Origin of the sequence: Clostridium sp. (genome assembly GCF_026168755.1) — a bacterium.
Classification (GTDB): domain Bacteria; phylum Bacillota; class Clostridia; order Clostridiales; family Clostridiaceae; genus Clostridium.
Genome location: NZ_JAPFDR010000030.1, coordinates 23,741 through 38,134, shown reverse-complemented (window position 1 = coordinate 38,134; position 14,394 = coordinate 23,741). Strand labels below are relative to the sequence as shown.

The following is a 14,394-nucleotide window of genomic DNA, read 5'->3' as shown; positions in this document are numbered from 1 at the left end:
TTTATTTTTGCCTCCGATACCGAAGGTCTTTTTGTCATATCCAATTTTTAAATTTTAGTTGATATTACAACGTTATTTTTTAATTATTATTAAAAATTAGCCATAGGCTATTTTTTCATACGAAACTTTACACTATCATAATTATATAAAATTTATAATATCTATTATGCTCCCATTCCTATTATCATTCCAACAATATAAGGTACAAGCCACACTACCCAAACAACAATGCTAAATTTATGGAATTTAGTTTTTTGCTCTTCATCATTTTTATATAATACCCAAGTTGCCCATACAGCATGAAATAGCATTAAAACAATTGCTAAAAATCCTGTTACTCCATGAATCATTTGACTTGTAGATCCTATTGATTCTATACCTGATTTTGATATTTGAGACATTGTTAATGTACCTGTTGTATCACATAGTAATCCTAACCAAAATATTATAACATGTTTTTTGTTTAAAGTTTTTGATTTTCTCTCTCCAAAAACTCCAATTGTATAAAATAATAACGCTAGTGTTATAGTAATTATTGCAAATATTAACATTCCATTCATTTTCCTCATCCTCCAATAATATTAAAATCAACTATCTAATTCATTTTTATTTTATCTCTTAAATATGTTAAATTTTTCTTTAACTCTATAATTTCTTCTTCTGTAAAGTTTTTAAATATATTATCAAAACTATCATTTATAGTTTTTCTAAATTCTTTAGCAAATTCTTCTCCCTTATACGAGAAAGTAATATAAGTATTTCTTTTATCTTCATCATTTTTAATTTTTTTAATATAACCCATACTTTCCATTCTTGAAACTATTCCAGAAACTGTTCCTTTTGCTAATGACATTTCCTCACACAACTTGGATACAGTGACTTGTCCCCTATGAGCAATTAATTTAATAATCATTATTTGTTGATGTGTTAATCCACTCTCCTTTAAGCTTTCACTAACTATCCCCATGGTATTAGAATATATTTCTTTTATAAGCATAGCTATTTCAAATGAATCATAGCCTTTCATATAATTTACCTCCAATATTACATACTATATTTAGCTTTAGTTTCTTGAAATTTTATTGAACTTATTAAAAATGTTAAACCAGCTAAAAATAATGCTGCCCCTAACCCCATATAAAAGTTTCCTAATAACGTAGGATTTAATACACCGAGATTTCTTATGATTATTCCAAATATCATCATACATCCCATTACTATATATCCCTTTACATCAAAAAATGAAAATAGACATTGCTTTTGTAATTTACTATTTATAATTCTCTTAGCATGCTTTGTAAATATTTTTTTAAATATAAAATTAAAGAATATATAAAATATAGTAATTGAAAAAACTACACTTATAAATATATTGCCTTTATTTAGCACAACATCTCCTCTTCCTAATGTAAATACTCTTAATCCTGCAAATCCCCATACCAAACCTGCTACAAGTAATAACGTTCTTTTACTAACTGCTAAAAATCCACTTTTAGACTTGTCCATCACTATCCCTCCTTGTTTTAGTTTCTATGCGAACCTTTTAGTTCCTATGCAAACTATTATACAACTATTATTCCTCCTGTCAATAAAATATTTGATATATCTCTTTTATTTTTTAAATTATTGAAAATCCCCAATAAAAAAATAGCCCTATCCAAATAAAAATAATGGTTAAGGCTATAAATAATAATTTACAACTATATTAAATATATTTATTTTTTAATATTACTTCTTAATTATTTTACTTTCATAAGAATTAAAAGTAATTCCATTAAACTCTTTTGTTAATGCAGTATGATTCATAACAAAATAATATTCTTCATTATTTACTACTCTCTTAACAACTTCTATACCATCTTCAGATTCAATTATTTCTATATTTGCTTCTGATAATACTTTTTTAGCTATTATATTCATGATATCATTGTCTACACCAGTACCAATATAATAAACCTCTCCATCACCATACTTATTTAATGTTATAGATGATAATTCATTAAAAAATTCATCATCATACATAAATAAGCTTTCTGCTGTAGTAGTTTTTAACATATCTCTAAATACACTTCCAGTACCTTCTATACCTTCAAAGTTATTTATACCCTTAATTTTAACATCTTGACCTTCTTGAAGAGATTCTACTTCTTCCACAAATCCACCAATTAACTCATTATAAAAACTTGGATTTAATTCTCCTAATGTTAAATTATTATAGTAATCTTTAACTGCAGTTCTAAAGCTAAATACTACTTTACCACCATTCTTAACAAATTCTTTAATTCTTTCTTGAACTTCAGGCTTAAATACAATCATTGTTGGTATTAATAAAACTTTATATTCATTAAAATCTACATCTGATGGTATAACATCAATATTAATATTATTTTCATAAAAAGGTCTATACAATCTATATACTTCTTTTTTATAATCCATTAAGAAACTTTGTCTTTGAATTCTAAAGGATGCCATAGATTCATAATCATAAATAACTGCTACTTCTGATTTTATTTCACTATTTATAATATGTTCATTTTCTTTCATATCTTTAAAAAAATCTTGAACTTCGTAGAATTTTCTTCTTTTTCTATTATCTTGATCTATTATTCCATAACAATATTGCTCTGCCCCCTTAGTGGCTCCTCTATATCTAAAATACATAAGAGAATTACATCCATGAGCCATTGCTTGATATGACCACATTTTAGCCTGATTTGGTCTTGGAAGATACCCTATAACATCATGTCCTTGAGCTCCCATTATAGCTTCTGTAATCCAGAAGTTTTGTCTTTTAGCACCTCTCATGAAATCTAAACCACAAGCAATTTCATGTGGAGGAATTGGCTCCTTTTGACCACCCCATACTGGATAATTATTATATGCGACTACATCTATATGTTTTGCCACCTTTGAAAAATCAAAACTTTTATCAAAATATCCCCCAGAAAAATCATGAATTATTACTGAATCTTCTCCTAATATTTCCTTTAATATTTCAACTTGAAACTTTGCATAATTTTCAACACTTAAACTTCTAAACCTTTCCCATTCCATTCTAAGACTTGGATTATGTATTGTTATTGTCTTTGCTGGAATTGGTATTTCTTCAAAATCGTTATAAGTTTGAGACCAAAACCTAGTTCCCCAAATTTCATTTAATTTCTCTATATCATTATTATAAGCTTTTTTTAAATATTCTCTAAATGCTTTCTTACATTCATTGCAATAACATACATCACTCCCCTCATGTCCAAATTCATTATCTATTTGCCATGCCACTATTGCCCTTTCATCCTTAAAATGATTTGCAAGTTCTCTAATTATTGTTTCACTATATTTATAATAAGTTTTACTATTAAAGCAGTATTGTCTTCTCCCTCCAAAAACTCTCTTAGTATTGTCTTCAAACTCACCTAAAACATCTGGATATTTTTTTGCAAGCCATGCTGGCATTGTAGCTGTTGGAGTACCAAATATAACCTTTAATCCTTTTTTCTTAGCTTCATTTATTATATGATCAAAATATGAAAAATCAAATTTACCTTCTTCACTCTCCATCATGTGCCATGCAAATTCACCTATTCTTATTACATTGCTTCCTAATTCTATAATATTATTTAAATCTTCTTCTAACATATCTTCATTCCAGTGCTCTGGATAATAATCAACACCTAAAAACATTTTACCTCTTCCTTTTTTACTGTAAATTTTACTAAAATATTATATCAGATTTATTTTTATATTAATATATTTTTTAAATAAAAATGACAAATTGAGAGTTTAACCTTCAATTTGTCATTTATTAAGTCGTTGCTAATAATTATTTATAAGATCTAAACAACTTCTAATTCAACTTCTCTCTTCTTATTTAACTCGTCCATTATTTTTTCTTGATATTCACCATGTAACTTATATCCTTTAACATAAATGAAGAACCCTAATAATGTTATTACTGAAGGCACCGCTACCATAAGTATTCTCATACCTAATATTGTTCCTGCTGTTTGTGTTATATTGGGAACATATCCTACTATTGTTAATCCAACACCTATTAACCATCCTGATACAGCTGATGCTGTTTTAACTAACAATGTTTGGAATGAAGCTATTATACTTTCATTTCTTGAACCAAATCTTACTTCACCATAATCTATAACATCTGCAAGCATAACTGTTGTAGCTCCTAAAGTAAATCCTGAACCTAACTTAAGTATTATTCCTGATAAAGCTATAAGTGCTGCATTTCCTGGTACAAAAATTCCTGCAAATAATAGTATTATTAAACCTACTGCTGGTAAGTAACAAGCTAATCTAAATACACCTTTTTTGCTCATTCTTTTTGAAAGCATAGGGAAAAGCATAAGTGCTGCTATTTCAGCTAATCCAGCAAATGCTGTAAATACTTGATACATATTTTCATTTCCAACAACATACTTGAAATAGTAAATTGACATTCCTCCTGATAATTGAGCCACTAAGTTATATGCAAGTACTACTCCTATAAATACCATAAGTTGATCATTTTCTTTTATAACTTTAAACGCTCTCTTTAAACTTGTCTTCTCTGGTTTTTCATTTACCTCTGTTGCTTTACAACTACTATCTTTAACGTTTACAACAGTTATAATAGAAGTTATTGCAAAAATTATTGCTATTATTATTGCAAAATATCCATATCCCTTAGTTTGATTCCCACTTCCTAGTGTATTGACTATTGAAAGTCCAAATGCCCCCATTATTAACCATGCACAACTTGCAAATATTCTTGGTATAACTGACATCTGAGCTCTTTCTTCATTAGTTTTAGATAAAGAAGGTAACATTGACCAATAAGGTATATCCATTACTGTATAAGTCATTCCCCATAATAGATACATTACTGAATAATAAGCATATAATGAAGTTCCACTTAATCCATCTGGTTTTTTAAATAAAAATACTAATACTATAGCATTAATTAATGTTCCAATTAAAATCCAAGGTCTAAACTTACCCCATTTTGTATTTGTATTATCAACAATCATCCCCATCATAGGGTCATTAATGGCATCCCATAATCTAGCTACTAAGAATAAACTTCCAACGAAAGCAGGAGCTAGTCCAACTAAATCTGTAAAATAAATCATTAGGTAACTAGATACTATTGCATAACATAAATCCTTTCCTAATGCACCAATTCCAAAAGAATACTTTTCTTTAAATGATAATCCCATAATTCTCTTCCTCCAAATACTCCATGTATTTTTATTTTTTGTAATTGTTTTCACATTTCATGTTTATATATTAACATATAAGAAAAGGTTTTACAAGTATTTTTACTGTAAAATTTAATATTATTTTACTAAGTTTTACCCAGTAATTTCACTATACATTTCAAAACTATCAATTTATCGCCCAATTTATCTATCTCATCATCACTGTAAAATATATAAAAATAGATTATTAACCCTTAAAGAACCTATAATTCTACGTTGGTATTTAATAATCTATTTTAAAATAATATTTATTTAAATTTTATTAACCTTTATAATATCACTAGAGTAATCCCCATATAACTTAATATCTAACCCTCTATTCATTAGGTAACTTCCACTTTTAATTATTTCTCTATTATCAATTTTTATTAAATACTTAGAATCACATTCTAAATCTCTAAGTTTAACTGTTATACCTCTATGCCCGATTACACTTTGAGGTAAGAATACAAACAATAAACTTTCATTTTCTTTATTATATTGATAAACACTATAATTATTTTTTGATGTATTTTCTAATCTATAAAAATTACCTTCTTGGATAATATGTCTTATTTGTTTATATTCTTCTATTAATTCTTGTGATAATTCTATTTCACCCTTATTAAAATTTAATATATTGCAGCCAATACCTAAAGTTCCCATCATAGCACTATGATATCTAAACTTCATTGGTATAACTCTTTTAGATAAGAAATTAGGACAATCTGTTACCCAAGCTCTCATAGCCTTAATTGGATATATATACGAATAAGTATCTTGAATAAATAATCTATCATAGGCATCAGTATTATCACTTGTCCAAAAATCATCAAATATCCCTAAAATTCCATAATCAATTCTTCCTCCACCAGATGCACATGCTTCAAATAAAACATTAGGATGTTTACATTTTAACTCTCTTACAATATCATAAACTCCCTCTATATGCTTGTACCAAATATCTTTTTCTACTGTTGTTTGTGATATCGGTCTATTAGCATCCCACTTAATATAGTCAATATCATAAGTTGATAACAAGTTATCTAGCATATTATAAATAAATTCTTTTACTTCTTTTCTAGTTACATTTAATACATATTGTCCCCTTGATGTATCACTTTCTCTAGTTTCAAAATGATATATCCACTCCGGATGCTCCTTATAAAGCTGAGATAAAGGATTTACCATTTCTGGTTCAACCCATATTCCAAACATCATATCCATTTCCTTAACTTTTTTAATTAATGGATCTAATCCATCAGGGAATTTATCTTTATTTACATACCAATCCCCTAAACCATTATCTATTCCGTGTCTTTCTCCAAACCATCCATCATCTACTACAAATAATTCGGCCCCTATTTCCTTAGCCTTTTCAGCAAGTTTTATTTGCTCATCACAACTTACCTTAAACTCAGTTGCTTCCCATGAATTATATAATACTGGCCTTAATCCCTTTCTTAATATATTATCTTTTGCAAAATTATGAAGATTATGAGTCATAGTTTCAAAACCCGAATCACTATATCCTACTATAATTGCAGGAGTAACAAACTGCTCTTTTGGTTTAAGCTCCATTAAAAAATCATGTGAATTTATTCCCATTTGAACTAACGTTTCACCATATTGAGTTTGCTCTATTATTCCACTAAAATTTCCACTTAACTTTAAAGCTCCAAAGAATACCTCACCTGTGGTTTCAGTAGCATCCTTATCTAATATAAAATAAGGATTATGATTATGAGTTGATATTCCTCTTCTATTTTCTATAACAATTTTTCCATAATTAACTTTTTGAATAAATCTTTGTTGTTCTGCTCCCCAATGACCATGAACATTTGAAAAATTTAGACCTTCATAAGGAATATGAAATTGTCCACTATGTATTTTCTCAATTTCAATAATATTATTAGAATTATTTTTAATACTTACATATCTTTCTATTAAATCATAATGTTCATAAACTTTATAATGAAGATTAATATTAAAATCATAGTAAGAATCTTTTAATTTTATTGTTAATTCATCACCATTAATATCGTATCCCATATATTTATAAACTAATTCCCTACTTTTATCTGAAAATGTAACCTTCAAACAATGCTCTTTATATCTTAAACTTCCATATACCGGATACTCCTCCCTGGTAATTTCATATACCGGGTCATTTGTTGATACTTCAGTTAATATAGGCATATCAAAATCTTCAATATCTTGAATTTTACTTCCCCAATACAAATTTCTTAATAACCCTTCACTATCTACTCCAAATACATATGAAGTATTTTTACTTTGAAGGCTAAATATATTTTCTGACTTATTGATTAAAATTCCCATAACTCTACTAACTCCTTTTACTATAATACTACTAGATAACGTTTTCTTAATAAAGATTATAATATATTCACAGTAAAATTTTCAATATTTTTAGTAAAATTTATTTAGAAAATTATTTTTATAAAAAAAGAAAGTATCTTAAATAATAAAAAATACTCTCTTTTTCATAGTTTTCTATTATATTTTTCTTACACTACTTCTTAATACAAATTCGCTAGGTATTATAACTTTTTTTGCATAATTTCTTCCCTTTATCTTTTCAATAATAAGTTCTACTGCAACTTCCCCTAAATACTCTATATGTACCCTTATAGCTGTTAATGGTGGATTAGTATATTGTGATATTATTGTATCATTAAATCCTATTATACTTACCTCTTCCGGAACCTTTATACTTCTTTCATATAATCCCTTAATTAACCCGCTTGCAATGGCATCATTAGCTGCAAAAAAAGCTGTTGGCATTTCATTTTTGCTATCAATATAATTAATTATAGCTTCATGTCCACCTTCTGCTGTCATGTCACTATTAATTATAAACTTTTCATTTAGTAATTTATTATTATTCATATATTCATAAAAATATTTTAATCTATCATCAAAAGTAGGAATTTTATTATCCCCCAATGTATATCTTTCCCCAATAAATCCAATATTTTTATGACCAAGCTTAATAAAATATTCTAACCCTTGTTTTACACCTAACTTATAGTTAACCTTTACGCTATCATATAACTCATCATTTGGAGCAGAATCTATAAACACTATATTTATAGTTTTATCTGCTAATTTCTCTACTTCTTCCGAAGTAAACTTTCCTATAGCAATAATTCCTTGTAATTCCTCTTCTTCAATACATTCATAATTATTATCTTTTTTAAATAGTCTAACAAGCTTTATATCATTTTCAAATGCCTTTTTCTCCACTATATTCCTTAAAAGCAAATAATACGGATCTTGTAACTGTTTGACTACATCATACATTTCTACGATTCCTATAGTAACTATTTTTTTATCTATATTTTTACCTTTTCTTTGCTTTGCAGTCTTATAATTTAATTCTTCTGCTACCTTTAATATTTGTACTTTAGTTTCATCGGCAACTAAAATTCCACTATCATTATTTAAAACTCTAGATACTGTTGCTAAGGATACCCCTACCTTATCTGCTATTTCCTTCAACGTAGCCATTCTTATATTTCACCTCAATATTACTTTTTGACTTTGTGCATTTTATTAACATTATAATATAAATTAATTTAACTTTATAGTATTATACTTATATATTTTTTATCTTAATTATAAACATACCTTTAATATAAAAAATACGTTAAACTTTTGATACTTTATCATCTATTTAACGTATCTTCTATCCATTCTATAAATCTATGCCAGCATTAACTTCTTTAATATCACTAACTTTCTCTTTAGTTCTAAGTTTTATTTCTTTCTTCATCTTCTTTAATACACTTATATATCCAGGTATCAAAAATGCATCTGCACATATCCATGCAATAGGACTTGCTAAACATACTGCAGTAAACCCAAATATAGGAACTAAAACAAATCCACATATTGTTCTAGCTACCATTTCACACACTCCAGCACATATTGCAAATGTTGAGTATCCCATTCCTTGAATAGTAAAACGTACTACATTTACAAAACATAATGGAATATAAAAAGCTGCTGTTATTATTAAATACTTCTTCACCATTGAAAGTAATTCTACTTCACTTCCATTGACAAAAAGTAATGCTATAGTTTTCCCAAAGAAAATAGATATTATAAAAGCAATTATTGAATATATAGAACCTATTTTTAGGCTACTTTTTATCCCTTCACTTACACGATCTAGCTTTTTTGCTCCAACATTTTGCCCTGCATATGTAGCCATTGTAGATCCTAATGCATCAAATGGACAACTTAAAAACATAGAAATCTTACTTCCTGCAGTTACTGTTGCAACAACTAGTGAACCTAATCCATTTACTGCTGTTTGAAGTATTACACTTCCTATTGCTGTTATAGAGTACTGCAAACCCATAGGTATTCCCATATAACATAATCTTCTCATACAATGACCATTAACCTTAAGTTCGTCATTTTCAAACTTAAGAATACTATATCTTTTTTTCATAAATATTAAACAACATATACCTGATACAGCTTGTGATATAACAGTTGCCCAAGCTGCTCCAGCTACTCCCATGTTAAAAATAATTATAAATACTAAATCTAAAACAATATTAATTATTGATGACATGATTAAAAATATAAGTGGTGTTTTACTATCTCCAAGTGAACGTATTATTCCAGCTAATAAATTATATAAATAAGTAACTGGTATTCCCAAGAATATAACGAATATATAACTATATGCACCATCCATTATATCATCAGGTGTATTCATCCAATCTAGAATATTCCTACAAAGCAAACATACTATTATAGTCATAACAAGTGAAAATATAGCCGATAATATTGCACTATTAAAAACATATTTACGTAAGAGTTTATAATTACGTGCTCCAAATTTTTGTGCTACAGGTATTGCAAATCCATTGCAAACTCCCATACAGAAACCAATTATCATAAAATTTATTGACCCAGTTGATCCTACTTCTGCCAAGGCAGTAACCCCTAAGTACTTACCAACAATAATTGTATCCACCATACTATAGAACTGTTGAAATAGCATTCCAAATAATAGTGGGATTGAAAAACCTAAAATTAGCTTGAATACATTACCTTGTGTTAAGTCTTTTACTTCATTTTTCTCCATATCTTTTTCCTCTTTACACCCAAATTCATTTCCATAAAATTCTATATATATTTTTTTACCAAGCTCTATATTATTACAAATCTAAAATAAATTCCATGTGTTTTCTTATACTATTTTTTTATTTTTTATAATAAAAACCATCTAGAAAAATTTACTTCTTATCTAGATAGTAATCTATAATTATATTATTATATTATTATTTTATCCTAAACCAAACTTGCATTTCTCCAGTTCCTCTATTCCCCCAATAATGATATGGAACTAATGTTATTTTTTCATCTTTTAAAGCAACATTGTTCTCATGATATAAGCTATCATCATTATCTATTTCTCTATATCCATCAACTATTATCTTAAATAATTCTAAATCATTATTAATAAATCTCTCTCTTTTAAAATTCTTTGAATCCTTAAGTAACAAATTATATAGCATTTCTCCATTATCTATTTCCTCTGCACAATATACTAATGGTCCATATGTTATAGCAACTTTTCCTGCATCATATCTTACTCTTTTATTAGCTTTTATAACTTTTAATTCAGAATTAAAGCTTAAATGTATAGAAATATTATTTTTAGGTATATTTCTTAAATATATATATCCATTAATAATTTCATAATCTGCTTCCTTATTAGAGATTTTTATTGAATATCCAGAACTCCAACTAGGCACTCTTAATGCTACATTTTTATTTTCTAAATTACTACCACTTATTTTGATTTCTATATCCTTAGACTTTAATAAATCACATTTCATTTCTATATTTACAAAAGATTCACCTATATTAAGCCTTGAATTATTTGCAATATATTGATGAATATATAGTATGTCATTGTTAGAAGAATATATATAATCTCCTATATTTAATAAAAATCTAGCTACATTGGGAGGACAGCATGCACAAGGATACCATTTTTGTCTTTCAACCTTTACTTGTTCTAAAACTGGATTAGTATGATTTTTAGGATATACTTCTAATGGATTTACATAAAAGAAAGACTTTCCATCCATTGCTATTCCTGAAATTATTCCATTATATATTTCTTTTTCTATTACATCACTATACTTTGAATTTATCTCTGTATTTAACATTCTCTTAGCAGCCATAGCAAGACCTATTGAAGCACATGTCTCTCCATATAAAGAATCATTGGGTAAATCGTAATTTCCTGTAAATGCTTCTCCAACATGTGTAGACCCTATTGCTCCTGTTATATACATCTTTTTGTTCACTATATTAGTCCATAACCTTTGACAAGCTTCTAATAAACTATTATCTTTTGACTCTCTAGCAACATCAATCATTCCACATAACATATATACAACTCGAACAGCATGTCCAACAGCTTCATCTTGTTCTCTTACTGGCTTATGAGTTTGATTATATTCTGCGCCTATACAAGAAATAAAATCTTTTGATGCATTTGGTGATTCACAAGGATTCCATCCATTCCAGTAACTAGTTTTTCCCCTTGCTTCCCATTCAAGTTCAAAGAAATGTGGTGATTGTCCTCTTTCATCAATAAAGAATTTAGCTAAATCTAGATATTTCTTTTCCTTTGTTACACTGTATAATGACATAAGTCCTAATTCAACTTCTTCATGCCCATCATATCCCTTTATTTTTCCTTCTTCAGTTCCAAATTTGTTATATATACAATCAGCTAATTTCCTAGCTATTTCAATAACTTTTTCTTTTCCTGTTGCATTATAATAAGCTGTAGCTGCTTCAAAAAAATGTCCTGCACAATATAATTCATGACATTCCCAAAGATCTTTAAACTTCATATCTGGTCTTTCTATTATAAAATAAGTATGAAGATAACCATCCTCTTGTTGTGCTCTTCCTATTAAATCTATAACTTCATCTGCACATCTTTCTAAATCTTTATTTTCTTTTAAGTGCAAACTATATGCAACTGCTTCTAACCACTTATAAACATCACTATCTTGAAAGATAAATCCATAAAAATTTCCTTCCATTTCTTTTGCTGCTATTTTAAAATTTTTTATTGCAGAGCTTTTTTCTACACCTTCTAATTCATCATTTAATACCCTCCATTGATAAGGTATAACCTCATTAATTATCAAGTTTTGATAATATCCAAAAAACCTATCTGTTATATTTACATTATTAAATTTTATATTGCTTGGCAACTCATTAATAATTGTATTACTCATAATTTTAACCTCCATATTCTCATTACTTTTATTACCTTTAGTACAATTTAATTATAGTTCAATTCCATTTATTAACTCCATTGACTTTACTGAGAAGCTCATGTAAAATAATGCACATGTTATATACAAATTTAAACTCAAATTGTTTTAGAAAAGTTGATATGTGCAGTAAATTAATATTTAATAATACTATCGCTCATCCTGATAGAACTTTGCCTTTTCATGATTTAGTTTACGTTGTAAGTGGAGGTTTTAATGTAATTGTTGAAAATGAACTAATTGAAAGTCGTGAAGGTGATATTATGTTTTTACCAGCTTATAAGCATCATTATCCACATTCAAATAATCTTAAAAACACATCTTGTTATTACATTCATTTTTCTACTGACATTAAAGATGATGTTATTTTTAATAAGCCTGATAAAATTACTAATGACTTTTACTGTATTCCATCAAAGTTAAACTTTAAAGATAATCCTAAATTGCTCTATTACTTTCACGAATTATCATCATTATGTAATATAAGTAATACAGATAACACAAAACTAAAAAGTTCAATTTTATCTAGAATTTTAGCTGAAATAGACTTAGAAGTTAACAAAATTGATACATTTCAATATAATCAACTTACAAAAGATATAATATCAATATTGGAAGAAAATATTCAAAATAAAATTAGTATTGATGATTTATCTAGATTATTAAATTTTTCTTCTAGAACTATACAAAAACATTTTAAAAATAATACTGGAAAAAGTATTCATGAGTATCATTTAGAACTTAAACTTAATAACTCTAAATATTTTTTAATTTCTTATCCTGATATGAAGTTAAAAGAGATAGCCAATATCTTTGGCTTTTACGATGAGTTCCATTATAGTAAAGCATTTAAAAAATTATTTAATATCTCCCCTAATAGCTTTAGAGATAAATCTAGTTAACTTTTCTCCATACAATATATAGTAGAGATATAAGTTATTACGTGAAAAAAAATGAAATATTTATTTTGAAAGGAAACATTGAAATTAAGCTGTAGAATTTCATGGTTACTGGAAAATAAATATTTCATTTTTGGCTTCCACGTAATAAATAGTTTAGTTAAACTGGTAATAGCAATCCTAATTTTTTTAGTATAGGTCTTATTGCATTATAAATAATTACTACTAATATTACTGATACTACTGCATTAATAAATGTTGTTGTTGCACTTAACTTAGCTAAAATCATAGCTGCATCTTGAGGTTGTCCAAGTATATACTGCTTATAAAAAAATCCAACTATAGGATCAGCAATTACATTAAAAGCAAGTCCAGCAATTGATGCTATTAAACTCCATTTAAAAATATATTTACTCTCACTACTTTCAGATATTTTTGCTATTTTATGTGCAATTAAACCTGTTATTAAACCTATGCATAATTTTAAAATAAATGTTTTAGGTGCTACTAGTATATATACAGGATCAATTAAGTCTGCAATTGTCATACCTATTGCCCCTGCTAATCCTCCATACCATCCACCAAGTAATAAAGCTGCTAAAACACAAAATGTATTACCAATATGAAGTGAAGTTGCATCTCCACCTGGCACTGGAATTTTAATTTGTAAATAAGTAAAAGATACAAAGCATAACGCTGCAAGTAAAGCAGTTTGAATTAATTTTTTAAATCTAATTTGATTGTTCATAATAATTGCCCCCTTATTTATAAAACTTTAAATATATTTTATAACTATTTTGCAAATTAAGGCAATTGTATCCATACATATCTTAAAATATTAATTCCTTTTTTTCCTTATTCAAATTTTGCATATTAGATAAAAAATAGCAAAACATATACATAGTATAATTGTTA

Annotated in this window: 11 protein-coding genes; 1 reads left to right on the top strand and 10 read right to left on the bottom strand. The window is 27.2% G+C overall.

All coding sequences use genetic code 11. The features are described from left to right. Positions 1–164 precede the first annotated feature (164 nt). The 9 genes from Q0Y03_RS10920 to Q0Y03_RS10880 all read right to left on the bottom strand — a co-directional run bounded on the left by Q0Y03_RS10920 (position 165) and on the right by Q0Y03_RS10880 (position 12,541). Positions 165–560: an HsmA family protein gene (locus Q0Y03_RS10920; protein WP_297713858.1), complete on the bottom strand. Its 396-nt coding sequence runs from the start codon at positions 558–560 to the stop codon at positions 165–167. Between the two features lie 35 nt (positions 561–595). Next, a complete protein-coding gene (locus Q0Y03_RS10915; RefSeq protein WP_148322147.1) occupies positions 596–1,027 on the bottom strand; it encodes a MarR family transcriptional regulator in 432 nt (143 codons plus the stop codon). Between the two features lie 17 nt (positions 1,028–1,044). After that, positions 1,045–1,506, bottom strand: a complete 462-nt coding sequence (locus Q0Y03_RS10910; RefSeq protein ID WP_297713856.1) for a hypothetical protein — start codon at positions 1,504–1,506, stop codon at positions 1,045–1,047. Between the two features lie 222 nt (positions 1,507–1,728). Next, complete coding sequence (locus tag Q0Y03_RS10905; protein WP_297713854.1) at positions 1,729–3,681, bottom strand: beta-galactosidase; 1,953 nt, start codon at positions 3,679–3,681, stop codon at positions 1,729–1,731. A gap of 152 nt (positions 3,682–3,833) precedes the next feature. Next, positions 3,834–5,213, bottom strand: coding sequence for a melibiose:sodium transporter MelB (gene melB, locus Q0Y03_RS10900; RefSeq protein WP_297713853.1), 1,380 nt, complete (start codon positions 5,211–5,213; stop codon positions 3,834–3,836). A gap of 294 nt (positions 5,214–5,507) precedes the next feature. Next, on the bottom strand, positions 5,508–7,574 hold the full coding sequence (locus Q0Y03_RS10895) for an alpha-galactosidase (RefSeq protein WP_297713851.1): 2,067 nt from the start codon (positions 7,572–7,574) through the stop codon (positions 5,508–5,510). 177 nt (positions 7,575–7,751) lie between these two features. Beyond that, positions 7,752–8,765 carry a LacI family DNA-binding transcriptional regulator gene (locus Q0Y03_RS10890; protein ID WP_297713850.1) on the bottom strand — a complete coding sequence of 338 codons (1,014 nt, stop codon included), beginning with the start codon at positions 8,763–8,765 and terminating at the stop codon, positions 7,752–7,754. Between the two features lie 187 nt (positions 8,766–8,952). Continuing rightward, positions 8,953–10,359: an MATE family efflux transporter gene (locus Q0Y03_RS10885; protein ID WP_297713849.1), complete on the bottom strand. Its 1,407-nt coding sequence runs from the start codon at positions 10,357–10,359 to the stop codon at positions 8,953–8,955. A 196-nt stretch (positions 10,360–10,555) separates the two neighbouring features. Then, entirely contained in the window at positions 10,556–12,541 is a 1,986-nt protein-coding gene (locus Q0Y03_RS10880; protein ID WP_297713848.1) for a beta-L-arabinofuranosidase domain-containing protein, read from the bottom strand. Between the two features lie 161 nt (positions 12,542–12,702). On the opposite strand from Q0Y03_RS10880, the gene Q0Y03_RS10875 reads away from it, so the two are divergent. Further along, positions 12,703–13,482, top strand: coding sequence for an AraC family transcriptional regulator (locus Q0Y03_RS10875; protein ID WP_297713847.1), 780 nt, complete (start codon positions 12,703–12,705; stop codon positions 13,480–13,482). A 157-nt stretch (positions 13,483–13,639) separates the two neighbouring features. On the opposite strand, the gene Q0Y03_RS10870 is transcribed toward Q0Y03_RS10875, so the two are convergent. Beyond that, the gene (locus Q0Y03_RS10870; protein ID WP_297713846.1) at positions 13,640–14,227 is read right to left on the bottom strand and encodes an ECF transporter S component; all 588 of its coding nucleotides are present in this window, start codon (positions 14,225–14,227) and stop codon (positions 13,640–13,642) included. Positions 14,228–14,394 lie beyond the last annotated feature (167 nt).